19 protein-coding genes and 1 pseudogene are annotated in these 18,445 nt (G+C 62.9%); 11 read left to right on the top strand and 9 right to left on the bottom strand.

Annotation, left to right across the window (positions count from 1 at the left end; all coding sequences use genetic code 11):
- Positions 1 to 5: 5 nt before the first annotated feature.
- The 3 genes from ABIE33_RS12540 (at position 6) to ABIE33_RS12530 (ending at position 3,436) form a co-directional block, all read left to right on the top strand.
- Positions 6 to 1,949, top strand: coding sequence for a MacB family efflux pump subunit (locus ABIE33_RS12540; RefSeq protein WP_429125315.1), 1,944 nt, complete (start codon positions 6 to 8; stop codon positions 1,947 to 1,949).
- A 237-nt stretch (positions 1,950 to 2,186) separates the two neighbouring features.
- Positions 2,187 to 2,672 (top strand): hypothetical protein, encoded by a 486-nt coding sequence (locus ABIE33_RS12535; protein ID WP_429125313.1) that lies wholly within the window; start codon positions 2,187 to 2,189, stop codon positions 2,670 to 2,672.
- A gap of 65 nt (positions 2,673 to 2,737) precedes the next feature.
- Positions 2,738 to 3,436: a Type 1 glutamine amidotransferase-like domain-containing protein gene (locus ABIE33_RS12530; protein ID WP_429125311.1), complete on the top strand. Its 699-nt coding sequence runs from the start codon at positions 2,738 to 2,740 to the stop codon at positions 3,434 to 3,436.
- A 189-nt stretch (positions 3,437 to 3,625) separates the two neighbouring features.
- On the opposite strand, the gene ABIE33_RS12525 is transcribed toward ABIE33_RS12530, so the two are convergent.
- Positions 3,626 to 4,033, bottom strand: a complete 408-nt coding sequence (locus ABIE33_RS12525; RefSeq protein WP_429125309.1) for a GFA family protein — start codon at positions 4,031 to 4,033, stop codon at positions 3,626 to 3,628.
- A 316-nt stretch (positions 4,034 to 4,349) separates the two neighbouring features.
- Between ABIE33_RS12525 and ABIE33_RS12520 the strand changes: the two genes are divergently transcribed.
- Positions 4,350 to 5,513, top strand: coding sequence for an IS110 family transposase (locus ABIE33_RS12520; protein WP_429125307.1), 1,164 nt, complete (start codon positions 4,350 to 4,352; stop codon positions 5,511 to 5,513).
- Between the two features lie 488 nt (positions 5,514 to 6,001).
- Positions 6,002 to 6,994, top strand: coding sequence for a threo-3-hydroxy-L-aspartate ammonia-lyase (locus tag ABIE33_RS12515; protein WP_429125305.1), 993 nt, complete (start codon positions 6,002 to 6,004; stop codon positions 6,992 to 6,994).
- 14 nt (positions 6,995 to 7,008) lie between these two features.
- Here the strand turns inward: ABIE33_RS12515 and ABIE33_RS12510 are convergent, their stop codons facing one another.
- Positions 7,009 to 7,242: a hypothetical protein gene (locus tag ABIE33_RS12510; RefSeq protein WP_429125303.1), complete on the bottom strand. Its 234-nt coding sequence runs from the start codon at positions 7,240 to 7,242 to the stop codon at positions 7,009 to 7,011.
- 126 nt (positions 7,243 to 7,368) lie between these two features.
- Between ABIE33_RS12510 and ABIE33_RS12505 the strand changes: the two genes are divergently transcribed.
- The gene (locus tag ABIE33_RS12505; RefSeq protein WP_429125301.1) at positions 7,369 to 8,118 is read left to right on the top strand and encodes an SDR family oxidoreductase; all 750 of its coding nucleotides are present in this window, start codon (positions 7,369 to 7,371) and stop codon (positions 8,116 to 8,118) included.
- Between the two features lie 171 nt (positions 8,119 to 8,289).
- On the opposite strand, the gene ABIE33_RS12500 is transcribed toward ABIE33_RS12505, so the two are convergent.
- Both ABIE33_RS12500 and ABIE33_RS12495 read right to left on the bottom strand, forming a co-directional pair.
- A complete protein-coding gene (locus ABIE33_RS12500; protein WP_429125300.1) occupies positions 8,290 to 9,000 on the bottom strand; it encodes a glyoxalase superfamily protein in 711 nt (236 codons plus the stop codon).
- A 227-nt stretch (positions 9,001 to 9,227) separates the two neighbouring features.
- On the bottom strand, positions 9,228 to 9,680 hold the full coding sequence (locus ABIE33_RS12495) for an Lrp/AsnC family transcriptional regulator (protein ID WP_429125298.1): 453 nt from the start codon (positions 9,678 to 9,680) through the stop codon (positions 9,228 to 9,230).
- A gap of 112 nt (positions 9,681 to 9,792) precedes the next feature.
- Between ABIE33_RS12495 and ABIE33_RS12490 the strand changes: the two genes are divergently transcribed.
- Complete coding sequence (locus ABIE33_RS12490; protein WP_429125296.1) at positions 9,793 to 10,776, top strand: nucleoside recognition domain-containing protein; 984 nt, start codon at positions 9,793 to 9,795, stop codon at positions 10,774 to 10,776.
- Positions 10,777 to 10,819: 43 nt separating this feature from the next.
- Here ABIE33_RS12490 and ftrA read toward each other — a convergent pair whose 3' ends face one another.
- On the bottom strand, positions 10,820 to 11,875 hold the full coding sequence (gene ftrA / locus ABIE33_RS12485; protein WP_429125293.1) for a transcriptional regulator FtrA: 1,056 nt from the start codon (positions 11,873 to 11,875) through the stop codon (positions 10,820 to 10,822).
- Between the two features lie 73 nt (positions 11,876 to 11,948).
- On the opposite strand from ftrA, the gene ABIE33_RS12480 reads away from it, so the two are divergent.
- From ABIE33_RS12480 to ABIE33_RS12470, 3 genes are all read left to right on the top strand, one after another.
- Positions 11,949 to 12,380, top strand: coding sequence for a rhodanese-like domain-containing protein (locus ABIE33_RS12480; protein ID WP_429125290.1), 432 nt, complete (start codon positions 11,949 to 11,951; stop codon positions 12,378 to 12,380).
- Positions 12,381 to 12,766: 386 nt separating this feature from the next.
- Entirely contained in the window at positions 12,767 to 13,237 is a 471-nt protein-coding gene (locus tag ABIE33_RS12475) for an N-acetyltransferase family protein (RefSeq protein WP_429125288.1), read from the top strand.
- 408 nt (positions 13,238 to 13,645) lie between these two features.
- Positions 13,646 to 14,068, top strand: coding sequence for a DUF1801 domain-containing protein (locus ABIE33_RS12470; protein WP_429125286.1), 423 nt, complete (start codon positions 13,646 to 13,648; stop codon positions 14,066 to 14,068).
- 225 nt (positions 14,069 to 14,293) lie between these two features.
- Here the strand turns inward: ABIE33_RS12470 and ABIE33_RS12465 are convergent, their stop codons facing one another.
- The 3 genes from ABIE33_RS12465 to ABIE33_RS12455 form a co-directional block, all read right to left on the bottom strand.
- Positions 14,294 to 14,659 carry a DUF1801 domain-containing protein gene (locus ABIE33_RS12465; RefSeq protein WP_429125284.1) on the bottom strand — a complete coding sequence of 122 codons (366 nt, stop codon included), beginning with the start codon at positions 14,657 to 14,659 and terminating at the stop codon, positions 14,294 to 14,296.
- Positions 14,660 to 14,811: 152 nt separating this feature from the next.
- The gene (locus ABIE33_RS12460; RefSeq protein ID WP_429125282.1) at positions 14,812 to 16,044 is read right to left on the bottom strand and encodes an HlyD family secretion protein; all 1,233 of its coding nucleotides are present in this window, start codon (positions 16,042 to 16,044) and stop codon (positions 14,812 to 14,814) included.
- Positions 16,045 to 16,047: 3 nt separating this feature from the next.
- Entirely contained in the window at positions 16,048 to 16,491 is a 444-nt protein-coding gene (locus tag ABIE33_RS12455; protein WP_429125280.1) for a hypothetical protein, read from the bottom strand.
- Positions 16,492 to 16,760: 269 nt separating this feature from the next.
- Between ABIE33_RS12455 and ABIE33_RS12450 the strand changes: the two are divergent.
- A pseudogene (locus ABIE33_RS12450) lies at positions 16,761 to 16,920 on the top strand (SAM-dependent methyltransferase); the annotation flags it as partial.
- A gap of 89 nt (positions 16,921 to 17,009) precedes the next feature.
- Here the strand turns inward: ABIE33_RS12450 and ABIE33_RS12445 are convergent.
- Positions 17,010 to 18,278, bottom strand: coding sequence for an NAD(P)/FAD-dependent oxidoreductase (locus ABIE33_RS12445; RefSeq protein ID WP_429125278.1), 1,269 nt, complete (start codon positions 18,276 to 18,278; stop codon positions 17,010 to 17,012).
- Between the last annotated feature and the right edge of the window lie 167 nt (positions 18,279 to 18,445).

Genomic DNA, 18,445 nt, shown 5'->3' with positions numbered 1-18,445 from the left:
TGGCCATGACCCCGCTCCTCTCGCTCCGGCACGTCAGCAAGACCTATTTCAACGGCGATCTCGCCGTCGAGGTGCTGCACGGCGTCTCGCTCGACATCGAGGCCGGCGAGTTCGTCGCCATCATCGGCCAGTCCGGCTCGGGCAAGTCGACGCTGATGAACATCCTCGGCTGCCTCGACCAGCCGACCGAGGGCGATTATCTCATCGACGGCGAGCGCGTCTCCGGCTTCGACACCGACGAACTGGCAGCGCTGCGCCGGCGCACCTTCGGCTTTGTCTTCCAGAGCTACAATCTCATTCCGACCGCAAGCGCCCAGGAGAACGTCGAGGTGCCGGCCGTCTATGCCGGCATGTCGGCGCGCGACCGCCATGATCGCGCCGAAGCACTGTTGCATCAGCTGAAGCTCGGCGAACGGCTCGATCATCGCCCGAACCAGCTTTCCGGCGGCCAGCAGCAGCGTGTGTCGATCGCCCGCGCGCTGATGAACGGCGGCCGCGTGGTGCTGGCCGACGAGCCGACCGGCGCGCTCGACAGCCAGAGCGGCTCCGATGTCATGGCGCTCCTGCGCGACATGAACGACAAGGGCCACACGGTGATCGTCATCACCCACTCGCGCGAGGTCGCCGAACAGGCCGACCGGCTGATCGAGATCCATGACGGCCGCATCGTCGCCGACCGCACCAAGAAGAGCCGCGCCAATCCCGAAGCGGCGCGGGCGCTGAGCCAGACGGCGAGCGAAGGCTCGGCTGCGATCGCCGACGTCACGGAAGCCGTCAAGATGGCGCTGCGGGCGCTGCGCGCCAATCTCTTCCGCACCATTCTCACCCTGCTCGGCATCGTCATCGGCGTCGGCTCGGTCGTCGCCATGCTGGCGATCGGCACCGGCGCGCAGGATTCCGTGCTCAACCGCATTTCCTCCATGGGCTCCGACCTTCTGGTGGTGAGGCCGAGCATGGCGAATTTCCGCGGCAGCGCCGGCGGCAGCAACGTCACGCTTGTTCCGGCCGATGCCGACGCCATCCTCGAGGTGCCGAACGTCGCCTTCGCCGTGCCCGAAATGACTAGCACCGTCACGGTCCGGCGCGGCAATGTCGATTACCAGACGAGCGCCAACGGCACCGTGCCGCAGTTCACCACCGCCAAATCCTGGAAGATGCAGCAGGGCGAATTCCTCACCCAGGACGACATGGACACCTATGCGCCCGTGGCGGTTCTTGGCCAGACGGTGGTCAAGACGCTGTTCCCAGAGGGCGACAACCCGCTGGGGCAATATGTGCTCGTCAACAAGATCCCGTTCCAGGTCATCGGCGTGATGGCGGAGATGGGCGCCACCTCCTTCGGCAACGATCAGGACGACGTCGTGCTGGTGCCGCTGACGACGGGCAGCATGCGTCTCTTCGGCCAGCGCAACGTGCGCACCATCACCGTGCAGGTGAAGGACGCGGCCGCCATCGACATCACGCAACAGACGATCCAGGCGCTGTTGAACCAGCGCCACAAGCGTGAGGACACCCAGATCACCAACATGTCGTCGGTGCGCGAGGCCTTCACCGAAACCTCCAACACGATGAAGCTGTTCCTGGGGTCGGTCGCCGCCATCTCGCTGCTCGTCGGCGGCATCGGTGTGATGAACATCATGCTCGTCTCGGTCAGCGAGCGCACCCGCGAGATCGGCGTGCGCATGGCAACCGGCGCACGCCAGCGCGACATCCTCCTGCAGTTCATCATCGAGGCGCTGGTCGTCTCGGCGATCGGCGGCACGCTCGGCGTCGTGCTTGGCCTTGCCACCGGCGCGCTTGCCGGCCAGTTCGGCATGCCCGTCGCCTTCACGCTCGGACCGGTGGCGCTTGCCTTCGCCTGCGCCTTCCTCACCGGCCTCGTCTTCGGCTTCCTACCCGCCCGCAACGCCTCGCGCCTGCAGCCGGCCGTGGCGTTGAGTGCCGATTGAGGCAAGGGCGGCGCTGCCATCTGGCGGAACGTAGACAAAGTGCGCCCCGCCACCCGGCATGGCGCATTGCAGCCAGGGGATGCCGTTAGCGATCTGAAAGGTCTTTGCGGTTCCTCATGGAGCCTCGCCTTCGGTGGCCGCAGCTCTCGGGGGGCAACGATATCAGCCCATTGCGGACATTACTCCGTCATGCAACAAAAACGGGAAATCCCTTATCAGGCGTATTGAGCACCCGGCATGCAACGCAAGAAACCGCTTTATCGCAAGGTGAACACCCGAACCCATGGCGTGCGTCACGGTGACGGCGGTGAGTGGCGAAAGTCACGAAACACCAAGGTCGTCAAACAAGACCTATCCTACAACGGCCCGATGCACTCTCACCACCGGCACGGATTGGACTACACACCGCTGTTCAGATTTCTTCTTTCACGCGTTGGCGACGATTGGGACAAAACGTACAGCGAAGCTGTCGCTAGGATTGATCGCTCTGATCCCATCTTTTGGTTGGGGGCTCGAAGCAAAGAGGAAAGAAAGCCGTACGTCCGCCTCGGTGAGAGTGCGTACTACAACGGCCTGTACATTGATGAGAACAAGCGCCTGGCATTGGTGGACCCTACGCTCACCATCGACGATATGAGGCCGACATGTGGGTGCTGTTCGCACACCTTCAACGGGGAACGCTTTACGCAGCCATACGACGAGACTTTCGGCGGCATTAGATAATCGCCGAGACTTTGGCGTTCTTTGTTAGCTAACGCCGCATCGGCTTGGCAATCCAAGAGGGCAAGTTGGTCAACCTCGTACTCTACAGCGATCAGATCTGGCCCGCCTGTTCGGCGATCGACCGCAGGCTCGTCGAATTGATGAAGGGGCGCGGCACCGGTAAGCGGCTTGCTTATGTGGCGTCGAGCCCCGAGCCGGATCGCCGTTTCTTCCTGGACGCCGGATCCTATTACGGTCGATACGATCTCGATCTGTCGTTGTTCTTCGATCTCGACGAACCGCATTCGAGCGAGGACATCGCCGCGCTTTTTGCCTGCGACGCCATTCACCTCTCCGGCGGACATACGGGCGGTTTCCTTGATCGGATGCGACGCAGCGGGCTGATCCAGCCGCTGCGGGACTGGGCGCTGTCCGGCGGCATCCTGATCGGCGTCAGCGCCGGCGCCATTCTCATGGGCCCGACGATCGCAACAGACGCGCTGTTCATCGGCCGCAAACCGGAGGAGATAGCGGACGGCGATGCGCTCGACCTCGTACCGTTCGAGTTCTTCCCGCACCTCAATGACGAGGCAAGATACCTTCCCGATCTGCTGCGCTACAGCGGCCATACGCCGAGGCCGATCCTTGCCTGCAACGATGGCGGCGGTGTCGTCGTCGCCGCCGGGCGGGTCGAATGCGTGGGAAATCCGCTGTGGATCTCCGGCGGCGCAGCGCGAGCGGCAGGCGAGATCAAGCTCGACGGTTTCTCGATAGCGCAGCCATGAGTTCGCGGCACTCGTACCGCCGCTCGCGCCAAAAAGCCCGGACGCTTTCGCCGCCTACATCGCCCGCTCGCGCGGCCTCCGCACATCGAACGGAAGCTGCGATTTGCCGCGAAGCCGCCGGCGCTGGCGGCGTTGGAGCCGGAGCCCGTGCGCTAAGACCGCCCGGCGAAACGTGAGTGTCCGCGGCGATCAGAGATGCCGTATCTCTGATGGTGTCGAACCCCAATCGTCGTTGAGGCCATCAAAATAGGTGACGGGCGCAGCGACCAGTTCGTCGATATCGACGCCGTCGAGGCAGGCGACATTGATGTTGAAGTATTTGTCGCCGCTCATATTCGGCACGTCGACCCATTCGAACGGTCGCACGCCACAATGGCCGCAGAACTGGTGATGCGCGACCGGGTTGCTGCCGCGATAATCCGTCAGTTCGGCTTCGCCGGCCACCAGGCGAAATGCCTCCGGTTTTACCTCAACCGACCAGAGCCGCATCTTGGTGCAGAGGGTACAGTTGCACTTGCCCGTTCCGGCGCTGATGTCGATATCCACCTCGAAGCGCACCGCGCCGCAATGGCAGCTGCCAGTGTAGGTCTTCAGCATTTCGCCCCTCCCGCCTCGCCTGAAAAGAACCCCAGTTTAAGGTCTTGCGGCGCGTCATATCCGACGCGACGCTGCTAAGCCGCGCAACTATGCCACCGGTCGCAGCGGTTGAAAATCGCGGAGCTAGAGCATTTCCAGGAAAAGTGCGAAGCGGTTTTCCGTCAGGGAATGCGTAAAAACAAAGAGATAGAGCGTTTCTGCGACTCCGTCTAAACCGGAAACGCTCTAGATAGATCCTATGAGGAGGGTGGATAGCGACCAGTCCTGTGGCAGGGTGAGGTTGCTTAACCACAAACACCCTACCTTGGAGGCAAGCATGCCTGTTTCAGCTCACCGATCCGAAGGGCCGGCCGCTATCCGGACTGATCTTGGCGCAATCTTCGTCTCGTTGGAACTCAGTCAATCTAAATGGGTCATCACCTCGCTGTCGCCGAGCGGTGGAGAGAAGATGTCTAAGCATGCGGTGGCGGCTGGCGACGTCGCCGGCATGCTGGGATGTTTTGCTGAACTCAAGAGGAAAGCGCGGGCACGCACCGGGAGGTGCTTTCCGATCATTGTCATCCAGGAGGCTGGGCTCGACGGCTTCTGGATCCATCGGGTGTTAGAGGCCGAGGGGATCGAAAGCCACGTTGTTGATCCGGCTTCGATTGCAATCTCGCGCCGCCGGCGGCGGGCCAAGACCGACAGGATCGACGGCGAAGCGCTGGTTCGCGCATTGCTCGCTTATCAGCGGGGCGAACCGCGAGTGTGCGCGATGGTTCGGGTGCCGACACCCGAGGAAGAGGACCGCCGCCGACTCTCGCGTGAGCGCCAGGCTCTGACGAGCGAGCGCATAAGGCACGTCAACCGCATCAAGGGCCTGCTGTTCAGCCAAGGCATATCCGGCTACGAGCCGCTGCGCCGCGATCGACGCAAGCAACTGGAGGAATGCAAGACCGGCGACGGCCGGCCGCTGCCGGCACATTTGAAGGCGCAGATCGGCCGCGAACTCGATCGGTTGGAACTGCTGCTCGAGCAGATCAAGGCTGTCGAGGCTGGCCGCGACGCCATGCTCGCCGCCACACAGGTCTTCTCGCCAGCACCGACGATGCTACTAACCCTGAAAGGCATCGGGCCGGAGTTTGCCGCCGTGCTCTGGTCGGAGGGGCTGTCTCGTCACTTCGACAACCGACGACAGGTTGCCGCCTATGCCGGCCTTGCACCAACACCCTGGCAGAGTGGCTCGGTCGATCACGACCAAGGGGTCTCGAAATCCGGCAATCCGAGACTACGAACGACGTTGATCCAGATGGCCTGGCTGTGGGTGCGTCATCAACCGCACGCGGCGCTCACCTTGTGGTTTAGAGATCGGGTTAAGAAGAACGGTGGCCGTCTCAAGAAGACGACCATCGTCGCGCTCGCCCGCAAGCTGCTCGTCGCGCTGTGGAAATACGTCAATGCCGGCGTCATTATCGAGGGAGCGGTCATGAAGACCGCCTGATCGGTTACCCGAACCAAATTCTGCAATCTTCCAGGATCCGATTGGTCCTGGCGGATCCAGGTTGGACGAACCGAGCCTTTGCTTGGCCCGAAAATGGGCCGCTAGTGTAGAATGGTTTCGTCCTCCTGAGCCCTGTCCGCACGCAAGCGGGATGTTGGTGCGGCTGTCTCGGACAGCGACCGTATATAAGTTGGATTTGGCTTGGCAACGAGCCGCGTCGCGCAACGGGCCCAGACCATGGATGCCGCAATGAATGACGGAGTGCGAAATGTCACTCTGACGAAAGTTCCGTGTTGACCCTCCTCATATAAGCAAAGGCCACAAAGCAGGCACGATGCGGTTTGGTCCGTGGCAGCGGTGTCGTAAGGCAGACGGCACCAATGGCTGTTCGACCTGGCTCGTGCAAACGCCGGCGCGATGATACATTGCCGTGCCTTGGACAATTCCCTCTCGACCCGGGCCCACCGAGTGCGCAACGGAGGTTTCTCGTGGTCAATCCTGCACCGGCACCCGCTTCGCTGCGCCTCCCGACCTTCGACGATGTCCGGACCGCACGAGCACGCATCTCTGGCGCAGCGCACCGCACGCCCGTTTTGACATCGCGAACTGCAGACGCACGAGCCGGAGCGACCCTTTTCTTCAAGGCAGAGAATCTGCAGCGTGCAGGAGCCTTTAAATTCCGTGGCGCGTACAATGCCATCGCTGCTCTGGACGCACTCTCCCGACAGAATGGTGTCGTCGCCTTCTCCTCAGGCAATCACGCCCAGGCACTCGCCTATGCCGCCAGGCTCCAAGGTGTTTCGGCGACGGTGGTGATGCCGCGCGACGCTCCGCAGATAAAGGTGGCGGCGACCAAGGGCTATGGAGCGGAGATCGTCTTTTATGATCGGTATACGGAAGATCGCGCGGAAATAAGCCGGCGCCTTGCCGCCGAGCGGGGCGCAGCGCTGATCCCTCCCTATGACCATCCGGATGTTATCGCCGGACAGGGCACCGCCGCACTGGAACTGATCGAGGACGTCGGGGAGATCGATTTGCTCGTCGTTCCGCTGGGCGGCGGTGGTTTGCTTGCCGGCAGCGCGCTCAGCGCGAGAGCGCTGTCGCCCGCCTGCACCATTGTCGGTGTCGAGCCCGAGGCGGGCAACGACGGCCAGCAATCATTGCGGAAGGGCGAAGTAGTCCAGATCCCGGTGCCGAAGTCGATCGCCGATGGTGCGCTTGTCACCCATGTCGGCGACCACAACTTCGCCATTCTGAGAGACAAGGTCGATGACATCGCCACGGTCACCGATGCCCAACTGGTCGAGACAATGCGGTTCTTTGCCGAGCGCATGAAGATCATCGTGGAACCGACCGGCTGCCTGGCCGCGGCGGGCGTTTTGCATGGCGCAATCCCCTGTGGCGGAAAGCGGGTGGGTATTCTGTTGAGCGGCGGCAATATCGATCTGAAAACCTTCAGCACACTTCTGGGCGGACGCTGAAGCGGCGTGTCAGCTTATCCTTCGCTTGCATCAATGCTAATATATCGACGATCGGGGGAATGGGGATCGTCGCCATGGTCGAGGGACAAGCGTTCTACTACGTCCTGATTTGGATACTGGCCTTTGCCGTCTGGTTTTTCTTCTTCCGATGAAGGTGAGCGCGCGGCGGCAAGCTTTCCAGGGTGCACGGCAAACACGCGGTCGTGGCAGAGGCTGCGTTTCGATGCGGCTTTCTTGCCACCCAGCATTCAAGCGGGCCCAACCCTTCAAATCCTCGATGACCACCGTCATTCATTTGCACCCCCATCGGAAATCGGGTGGGCGCTGCTCCTTGCCGACGCTACTCAGGGCGCCTCAACCAAGAGGAGCAGTCCATGTCCATGCTGCAAGACAAGATCGTTATCGTCACCGGTGCCTCGTCGGGCATCGGCCGCGCGGTCGCCGAACTCTTCGCCGCCGAAGGCGCGAAGGTGGTTTTGAACGCCCGTACCGAAGCCCCGCTCAACGCCGTGGTGGAGGCTATCGGCGCTAAGGGCGGCGAGGCGATCGCCGTCAGCGGCGATGTCGCTGAGGAAGACACGCATGCCCGGCTGGTCGCAGCCGCAACCAGGCATTTCGGCGGCCTCGACATCGCCGTCAACAATGCCGGGATCGTCGGTGCGATGAGACCGCTCGCCGAGATCACGGCGGTGGAATGGCAGGAGACGCTCGCCACCAACCTCACCTCTGCCTTCCTCGGCGCCCGCCACCAGATCCCGGCAATGCTGAAGCGCGGCGGCGGATCGCTGGTCTTCACTTCGACCTTCGTCGGCACCAGCGCCGGCATCCCCGGCATGGCCGCCTACGGCGCTTCCAAGGCCGGGCTGATGGGGTTGGTGAAGGGTATCACCGCCGACTATGGCGCGAGCGGCATCCGCGCCAACGCCCTGCTTCCGGGCGGAGTCGATACGCCGGCGGCCGGGAGCAAGGAGCAAAAGGAATGGGCCGCCGGCCTGCACGCGATGAAGCGCATCGCCCAGCCCGACGAGATCGCCCGGGCGGCACTGTTCCTGGCAAGCCCGATGGCAAGCTTCGTCGCTGGCTCCGCGCTCTACGCCGACGGCGGCAACGCCGCGGTCAAGTGACCCGTCACGTGCCTCCAGGTGATCGATCCTTACCGCGATGACCGCCAGCAAAAAGGCAGCGCGCCCGCTTGGCGCGCTGCATAAGATGAGGCAGCCGCCCCCAGAGTGCGGCAGCGGATCAGAACATTCTTAGACACGCCATGCGAATGCCGTCATGAGAGTGTGGCCCCTCTACATGGCCTGCGAAAAATCGAGATTCGCCGGTCTGTCCAGATATTGGCTATGGACCGCAGTCGGCGCGATGTCGTCCTCGACCGCGGTCAGCTCGAACGATCTTGCCCAGACCTTGCCGTATCCTTTCAGGAAGAAGCCATAGTGGATGCATTCGGCTCCCTGGGGAACATCCAGCACGATTGTTCGCAATGTCCAATCGTGTGTTCCCTTGAGCGGTCCGTCAGTCTCGCGGCTAAGCAAGTTGTCAAAGCGCATCGTTCCCTGCGCGCCGGACACGTTCATGTAGATCGTGCCGATGTCAGCATCCCCAGTCCTAAGATAGGCCGTTAACTTCAGGCGTTTGCCGACGAACTCATTGGCGCCGATATTTTGCAGCAATACCGCGATTTTTCCGGTCAGGTCGATTTCGCCAGCGCGGGGAACGAGGCTTTTTACCAGCGCCGCCCCGGGGATGGTGGGGTCAAGTCCAAGTTGATGCGTCGTGCCCGGAACCACGGACCCACTCATTTGCCACCGAGATGGAAGCTTGAGGCGCTTTTCATCTGGTTTCAGCTCACCGAGGCGAGCAGCAAGCATGTTCCATTCCTGAAAGCCGAACTGCTTTGCCACCAGTTCCAGGCAATCACCGTGCGACAAATCGATCTTTCGGTCCGCCAGAGCCTGGCGAAGACTCTTGGCCATCATTTTTGCATCGAGAAAACTTCTCATGGTCCGATCCTCAGGGCGGCAGAAAGTCAGTGCTCGCATTGCTGACGCGATCGCCCGTATCGAGGGTCAAACCGAAATCTGTTCGTGCATTCACCATCCCCAATGGGTGCGAGCGGCAGGCTGCACGGCCTGAGTCGCAGATTACCGCCCACCCGTTCCTCGTCAAGTATCGGCAAATGACCGACAGAGTGGCGAGCCCTCCCCGTGGTTAAGCCACGCCCTCCTTGTCAAATCGGAATAGTCGTCGTGTCCTTGCCCGTGCGGATCACGAAGGTGGTGTAGTAGCGCGCGACGTTGCTTTCCTCCCGGAAGAGCCGCTCGGTCAGCACATCGAGCTCCTCCATGTCCTTCAGGCGCAGCATCAGCAGCGCGTCGGTCTCGCCGCTGACGCTATACGCCTGGGTGACGGCCGGCTCGGCAGCGGCGAGATCGAGGAAGCGGCGCACATATTGTTCGCCGTGGCGCTCGAGCTCGACCGTGATGATCGCCTTCACCGACCTGCCGGCCTTCGCCGGATTGAGAATGGCAACAACACGGTCGATGACCCCGGCCGACCTCAAGCGCCTGATGCGGCGCAGGCAGCTCGACGGAGAAAGTCCGACTTCGGCGGCGAGATCCGCATTCGTTCGCGACGCATCCTGCTGCAGAAGTGTGAGCAGCTTTCGGTCGATCCGGTCCATTTCATCCCCCGTTGTCGTCGCGTGCAATTTTATTGCACAAACTCGCATATTTTGACCACAACTGCGAACGGCCTCGCGCTAGTCCTTGGGTGACAACCAGGGAGACACTGTCATGGCCGTTCACATCATCCTCTACCGCAAGACGCTCGCGACACTCGAAGTCTATTGGGACCTGGTGCGCATCATCGTTCCCGTCACCATCGCCACGCACGTCCTGCAGGAACTCGGCGTGATCCGGGCGATCGCGCCCGCCTTCGCGCCGCTGATGACCCTGGTCGGGCTGCCACCCGAGCTCGCCTTCGCCTGGCTCACCGGCCTGCTCGTCGGCATCTGGGGGGCGGTGGTGGTGGTTTTCGCGTTGGTGCCGGTGTCGGAGTTGACGACCGCCGACATGACTGTCTTCTCGGCATTGATGCTGGTGGCGCACGCCATTCCGATCGAACAGCGCATCATCCAGAAAGCAGGGCCGAGCTTCATGGTCACAGGGGCGCTGCGTATAGGCGGCGGCCTCATCTTCGCAGCATTGCTGCACCAGCTGTTTTCGGCAACCGGATGGCTCGCTACACCTCTGAGCCCGACATGGGTACCGGTCAACCAGGGCTCCGACTGGATCAGCTTCACTTTCAGCACGCTGAAGACGCTTGGCACCATGCTCGTCGTCCTGCTGGCGCTCAGCTGGATGATCGAGATCCTCAAGATGGTGGGCATCCTAGACTGGCTGAACCGGGGAATGGCGCCGCTCTTCCGCCTCGCCGGCATCCAGCCGCAGACAGTGCCCTTTACCGCCGTCGGCGTGCTTCTCGGGATCTCCTATGGAGGCGCGTTATTGATCCGCGAGGCGCGCACGGCAAGCGTCGAACCGCGCCAGGTGTTCCTTGCCTGCGTGTTCATGGGCTTTGGCCACAGCCTCGTCGAGGACACGCTGGTCGTCGTCGCGCTCGGTGCGGATTTTACCAGCGTCTTTTTCGGCCGCCTGGTCTTTGCGATCGTCGCCACGGCCGTGATCGCCAGGATCATCGGCTCGGCGCCCGACACAGTGTTCTTCAAGTCGTTCTTCCGCAAGGAAGGCGCCAAGCTGGCACCGTCGGAAGCCTAGCTCGTGGTTCACAGGCGCGGCGGCGAGGTTCACGCCGGCCGCTTCACTCCGCAGCCGTCTCGGCGGACATGTTTGTCAGCGGCGCCGTCCGCCCGAACATGGCGCGGTAGGCAGCGGGCGTCGTCGAAAGCTGCTGGCGGAAGTGGTGGCGCAGGGTCTGGGTCGAGCCGAAGCCCGAACCTTCGGCCACCTGCTCCATGCCGAGCGCGCTCTCCTCCAGCAGTTGCCGCGCCCGCGCCAGCCGTTCGCCGAGCAGCCAGCGCGCCGGCGTCGTGCCGGTGGCCGCCTCGAAGCGGCGCAGGAAGGTGCGCTCGCTCATGCCCACCGATTTCGCCAGCGCGGCGATCGAAAAATCCTCACCGAGCTGCGCGCGCATCCGGTCGATCAGCGGCCCGAGGCGCGCGCTCTCGTGCACCTCCGGCACCGCCCTTTCGATATATTGCGCCTGGCCGCCATCACGGTGTGGCGGCACGACGAGGCGGCGGGCCACGCGGTTTGCCGCCTCGCTGCCGAAATCGCGGCGAATGAGATGCAGGCAGAGGTCGATACCGGCAGCACTGCCCGCCGACGTCAGCACCGTGCCGCTATCGACATAGAGCACGTCGGGCACGACCTCGACATCGGGGTAAAGTGTCTTGAGCTTATCGGTGTAGCGCCAGTGGGTCGTTGCCTTCCGCCCGCTGAGCAGCCCGGCTGCCGCCAGCACGAAGACACCGGAACAGATGGAAAGAACCCGCGCGCCGCCCACATGTGCCGCCCGCAGCGCCTGGCACAGGGATTCCGGCACCGGCGTATCGGCACCGCGCCAGCCGGGCACGATGACGGTTCCAGCCTGGGCCAGCAGATCGAGCCCGCCATCGGCCATCAGCCTGATGCCGCCGGTGGCCCTCAACTCTCCCGGCTCGATGGCCGCGACGGCGAAACGATACCACCCCTCGCCCATTTCGGGCCGCGGCAGGCCGAACATTTCCACCGCCACGCCGAACTCGAAGGTGCAGAGACCATCATAGGCAAGAGCGACGACAAGCGGGTTGGCGGGTGATGGCGAGGTGGCGAATGGTTTTGGCATGATCTTGAGCATATATGGCAAACCTGCCATCTGCCAGCCCTTTCCCGACATTGCTACAACCATCCTCGTCAACCGCCGAAGACCAGAGCCACAGGAGAGCCAGATGAGCTATGTGACCGAAACCCCAGCCGCCGCACCCGAGATTGCCATCGCCCATTTCGCCCAGCGGCTCAGCGTCGAGACCGATTGCGCCGATGTCGCCCATGCCCTGAAGACCGGCGAGCAGGATTTCGTGCTGCTGCACGCTGTCGGCACCGAGGCCGCCTATGCCCGCCGCCATGTGCCGGGCGCGATCCACCTGCCCCACCGCGAGATCACCGCCGAGCGGATGGCCGAGTGGCCGGCCGACACCCTGTTCGTCGCCTATTGCGCCGGGCCGCATTGCAACGGCGCCGACCAGGCGGCGCTGAAGATCGCCCGGCTCGGACGGCCGGTGAAGATCATGATCGGCGGCATCACCGGCTGGGAAGACGAGGGCTTTGCCTTCGCTTCTGGTGCGGCCCCCGGAGAGCCGAAGCTGCTGCTGGCCGCCTGACGAGACGGATGGCCCGCCGAACGGCCGCCTTGGACTGCTGACAAAGTCGGCGCTAATAGTTGTCAGGCCACCGTGAAGGCTCGGCGTTAGCCAACATCTCCCTCATCTCTGTGCTTGTCACAGAGATCTCTAGCAGTTCCGCTGGAACTGCGGGACCAGCCCAAGTCTTTGGGCTGAAAGGTCTTTTGACCTGATGGACGTCAGTTCGCCGGATTCCGGCACAAGGCCGGAATGAGGGAAAACTGCACCAGCCTCCCGCCAAACTGGCAATTTCAACCTTTGTCATCGCGCTCTGGCCGCCAAACGATGGCCTTGGCGGAATCGCGCAAACACGCCAAGGTAGCCGGCAGGAGCAACATTGCCGGCCAAGCCGGCTGAGGACCCCGATGACGATGGCCCTTTCCACCCGCCCATTCGAGCATCGCGATGTCGCCACGGTGCTGGCGCTGATGCGCGGCCTTGCCGTCTTCGAAGGCTATATCGACAAGTTTGCCGTCACCGAAAAGGACCTGATCGACCACGGCCTCTGCGACAACCCGCGCTTCGGGGTCTTCGTGGCCGAACTCGACGGTCGCGTCGCCGGCATCGCCGTGCACTATGTCATTCCCTGGACCTACGACCTGAAGCCGACGGTGGTGCTGAAGGAACTGTTCGTCGAGGAAGGCGCGCGCTCGTCGGGCGCAGGCGCTGCCCTCATCGCCGCCTTGAAGCGCCACGCCGCCGTCATTGGCGCACCCCGCATCAACTGGACCGTGCTTGCCGGCAACGCCGCGGCAAAACGCTTCTACCAGCGCCATGGCGGCGGACCGGACGTAGTCTGGGAACCGTGGACGATGCCGGTGCCATCAGGCGACTAGGGGACGTCGCGGCAGTGAAACTCAGCGGCTTTCACCAGCACACTCGACCGCGAGCGGCAGCCGATGCGCGGCAGTGCAACGGCCACTCGTCGTGTGGGATGGTCTATCGCTACAACTCAAGGCGACTCTCGACCTTGTACCCGCCCGCACCATATTGCCGCGCAAGCCGGAAATGGCGCCAGGCGGCATCTTCAAACTGACGGCACAACGGCGCTGCGCTTCACGGCGCAGCAACACATCAATCCTGCCGCATAAAACCTTGAATCGATTCCGATTTGAGGCATTGTGCGGTGGCAATTGCGCCGCCCAGGCGGCGGAGCAACTGAGACGGCGGCGCGTGCACGACCAAGCCAGCCGCTGTTTTGCCACCGGATGAAACGAAGCCGGAAATCGGAGGATCGAGACCCAATGAATGCATCGGAACACATCGACCAGTTGATCGCTGAAACCGACGACTGGCGCGGCAAGACGCTCGCCAGCCTGCGCAAGTCCATCCTTGGAACGGACAAGGAGATCATCGAGGAATGGAAGTGGATGGGAAGCCCGGTGTGGTCTCGCGACGGCATCATCGCCGTCGGCAATGCCCACAAGGATAAGGTGAAGCTTACCTTCTCCCACGGCGCGAGCCTGCCGGACCCCGAAAATCTGTTCAACAACGGCCTGAACGGCAAGGTCTGGCGCGCGATCGATCTCTTCGAAGGCGACGAGATCGACGAGCGAGCGTTCCAAAACCTCATCCGCGCCGCCATCGAGTACAATCAGGCCAAGGCAAAAAAGAAGAAGGCCCCTGCAAGCAACCGGACAAAGGCAGCCAAAAGCAAGGACGCATGACGCGGTAACCTGCCCCTGCCTGCGCTGGCCTACAGCAGGTCGCGCAAAAGTGCGCAGCGGTTTTGCGATAACAACATGGGCGAAAACAAGAGCTACCGCATAATTCCCTAAATCGGGGTTCGATCTAAGGAATTATGCAGCAGCGTTACAGCGTCCTTCGCGCGCCATATTTGACGCGCGGCGCTGTAAAGCGCAGCAGGCGGATCCTGGAGATCGCGACTTGCTTCAGGCCATGTCGATCTTCACCGCCTGCCCGATGTAATAGGCGAGAGCCTCCGGATTGAACTCATCCATTTTCCGCACGAGGACATTGCGGTTGACCTTGCCCAGGCCCTGAAGCAGGCCATACTTGTCTTCGATCAGCACGCCTTTCGAAAAGGCGAAATTGACGCCCTTCTTGTTCGGGCTGATGGCGATGATATCGCGCTTCAGCCGGTAGACCGGCACCCCGTAATAGGCCTCGGTGCCTCCGCGCATCCCCTCCTTGACGTCAGGCGCGACCTTTCGGATCAACGCCCGAAAAGCCTCGACGATCGGCCGATGTTCAGGCTGTACCTTGTCCTCGATGAAGGCATCAACTGCCTTGTCCATGTCCTTGCTCCGATCCGTGGGAAGGCGCGGCAAACGCCTCCCCAAAACACGATGGACGGGACTGTCCGGAAGCGGGAGCACCAAGCCAAGCAGCAACCCAAGGTCGAGCGCAAGAGGACGGACCTGCGGCTCGCCTCGGATGGAGATCGCCCTCAATGGCCGCCAAACACCAGCGTCTGCACCGGCAACATCAGCGCCTGCATTCGCAGGATCATCGCGTGGACGAGGCCGACTGCATCGACCACGTGCAGGTAGAGCCAGCGGCCAGTGCTGATATCGGGCGACGACAGTTCGTCGTGGCTGTTGGTATAGGCGTTGGCGATACAACTGCTGCCTGGTGGTATCCCTTCCAGCAGTCCCGGATAGAGCGGTTCCAGGAAGACGGTGAGCGTGCCCGGCTGGGCGAGCTGCGCCACATCGATGAGCTGGTCGCTGGCCCGTAGCTGCCCGCCTGCGATGACGTCCTGCACCTGGGTCACGACCATCGGAATGATCGTGAACGGCTTGCCGATGCAGGTGGCCTCGGCAATCATGCCGACCTTCATCACCTGTGCCTCGATCTGCCCGAAGCCCGCGACAAGCGCGGTGCGGCCCGCCTCCTCGGGAACGAGCACGCCGGCCGGCCTGAGCATCGGGTTGACCACTTCGCCAACCCGGAGCGCGAACTGGCTGAGCGTACCGGACACGCCGGCGCGAACGGTGGTCTTGGCGAGGTCGGCATCGGCCTGCTGCAAGGCCGCTTCGGCGCTTGCCTTCTGCGAAGGCAGAAGCGACGCGATCTTCGTCTCAAGCGTCTGCTTGTTGGAAAGCACGGCGGTAAGCGCGCCCTTGCGCCCTTCGAGCGCGACCTGCCGGCGCTCGATCTCGCGCCGGGCGACGACGTTGGGGTTCAGCCGATTGAGTTCGACCTGGGTATCGTATTCGTCCTGGGCCTGTTTCACGGCGGCCTCGGCCTGTACGATCGCACCATCGGCAGCGATAAGCTCGGTGCGCGCGACGGTCATCTCGGCATCGACCTCAGCGATCTGACGGCGCGCGAGCTCGGCCGAGGCCTCTTCCTCGGTATTGTCGAGCCGGAACAGCGGCTGGCCCGCCGCGACCTTGTCATTGAGTTTCACATAGATCTCGGCCACCCGCCCGCCGGTCTCCGGCAGCACGGCGACGGTGCGGAACACCGAAGTGACACTCTTGGTCGACGGATGGAAGTAGAAGATGAGGGTGATCAGCGAGACCGTCAGGATGATGCAGGCGGTGATGCCCCAGCGCAGTTCGAACCAGACCGAATAGAGCGTGATCTCGCGCCCGAACCTTTTGCCTTGGACATAGCGGCGGAAGAGATAGTCCGGGAAGATCGTCAGAAGCGAGCAAAGCAGAAACTCGAACATGGCTTAGACCTTCCCTTCCACCGATGCCTGATCGGACGCGGCGGGCTGGCTCGCCACCGGCTCCGGCTCCGCGACCTTCGGCTCCGCTGCAACGGGTTTGTCCTCGTTGCCGGCAATTCTCTCCAAAGAGCGGGCGATCGCCGCGAGCGGCGACGAAAAATCCGGCAGATCGATCAGCGCCAGGATCAGCGCCGCGATCCAGAAGATGTTGTTGTGGGTGAGCAGCGAGATCAACCCCAGCACCGCCACCAGCTCGTATTGCACCTTGTGGCTTTTATGCGCCATGGTTTCCGGCAGCGAATGCAGCCGCAGGTAAAAAGTGCCGAGCGCGAAGATCGCCAGGATCATGAAGATGACGACGACGTTGAACAGGACGTCGGTCTCACCGGGCGCGGTAACGAAAGGCGGCAGATGGTGAATTGCAGTTGGATGAATGCTGTCGGACATCATGTCTCCCCCGAGAGCAGATGGAGCAGAGAATCGAACATTAGCACACCCCCAAAAAACAAAAACAAAAGCTTGCACATCGGCCGCAACTTAACCTTGCGGCGCCGTGCGCCTTAGCAAATCGGCGCGACGGCACCTTGAAGTGCCGCTGGTTTCGAGCAGGATCTCAAGGAGCATGCTGTTCCCCCAGTAACAGCAATAGATGCCCGCTCGCCCTATCGCGCGCGGCAGGCACTTGCACTGGCCAACCCTTCCCCAGGGAGGCCGCCATGGCTCAGAACGTCTACGACAGACCAGAATTCTTCGAAGGCTACAGCCAGCTCGGACGCTCGGTCCACGGCCTTGCCGGTGCGGCAGAATGGCCGGAAATGCGCGCTGCCACTGAACCCTTCAGGAAAGTGCGTGGTAGATTTCGGCTGCGGTTTCGGCTGATTTTCGCGCCATTCCGGCGAGGCGGCCGCCGGCCAGGCCTGCCACCATTGCCCTGAAACGAATGACTCCGTCGCGCCGCGAGGGACTCAGTCCTTTTCCCGAACCGTCTCCTTCTGGGTGATCAGCCGGGCGCTGTGCTGGCCGCTGAGATAGGTCCAGAACCAGCTCCAGGCGACGGCAAAACGGCTGCGCGTGCCGATCAGGAAGTAGATATGCGCAATGCCCCAGATCCACCAGGCAAGCGCGCCCTTGAGCTTGAAGCGGCCGAAATCGATGATCGCCGCCCGCCTACCGATCGTCGCCAGGCTGCCCTGATGGCGATAGCGGAAGTCGCCGGGCGGCTTGCCGCCGGCAAGGCGCGCGCGGATGACCTTGGCGACATAGGCTCCCTGCTGCTTGGCGGCAGGTGCGATGCCCGGCACCGGCTTGCCGCCGTCATAGGTGACGGCGGCCGTATCGCCGATAACGAAGATATCGTCATGACCGGACGCCTTGAGATCGGCGCCGACGACCGCCCGGCCGGCTCGGTCCTCGGCAATGCCGAGCCAGCGTGCGGCGGGCGATGCCTGGACGCCAGCCGCCCAGACGAGCGTGCGGCTGGCGACGAAGGTCTCGCCGATCGTCACGCCTTGCGCCGTGCAGGCCGTCACCGGCGTTCCAGTCCGAACCTCCACGCCCAGCCTTTCCAGCTCGCGCCGGGCATAGTCGGACAGGTCCTCGCTGAAGGCCGCCAGAATGCGCGGCCCCGCCTCCACCAGAATTACCCGGGCCTGGCGCGTATCGATGCGGCGAAACTCGCTCGGCAGCGTGCGGTGGGCCATTTCAGCGATGATGCCGGCAAGCTCGACGCCGGTCGGCCCGGCGCCGATCACGGTGAAGGTCAATAGCGCCTCGCGGACGGCCGGGTCGTCCTCGAGCTCCGCCTGTTCGAAGGCGAGCAGCACGCGGCGGCGGATGGTGGTCGCATCCTCCAGCGTCTTCAAGCCCGGCGCCACCGGCTCCCATTCGTCATGGCCGAAATAGGCATGCGTCGCGCCGGTGGCGATCACCAGCGTATCGTAGCCGATCGCCTGCCCGCCCTTCAGCGTCACGACCTTGGCGGCAGCGTCGACGCCGGTGACCTCGCCCAGAAGCGTCGTTACCTCCGGCCGGTCACGATAGAGATTGCGGATCGGCCAGGCGATCTCGGAGGTGGCGATCAGCGTGGTTGCGACCTGATAAAGCAGCGGTTGGAACAGATGGTGGTTTCGCCGGTCGATCAGCGTGATGCGCACCGGCGCGCCGGCAAGCCCGTTGACGAGCTGCAGCCCGCCAAACCCTCCACCGACGACGACGACATGATGCCTGTCCCGCATGGTCCTGATCCCGATTTGACTTTTCTCAAATGTGGGGCGCAGGCGCCACAACACAACCGCCGGCTTCGTATGCCACCCTTGCAAAATCGATGATGGCGCCGGCGCCGGCGCTGCAATAATGTGTAGCGCTACCGTACACAGGTGCCGCTAGTCGGTGCTGGCCGGAC

It is taken from the genome of Ensifer sp. 4252 (genome assembly GCF_050434565.1).
Taxonomy (GTDB): domain Bacteria; phylum Pseudomonadota; class Alphaproteobacteria; order Rhizobiales; family Rhizobiaceae; genus Ensifer.
Note: the sequence above shows the minus strand (reverse complement) of the source record. Positions and strands in the feature narration are given on the sequence as shown.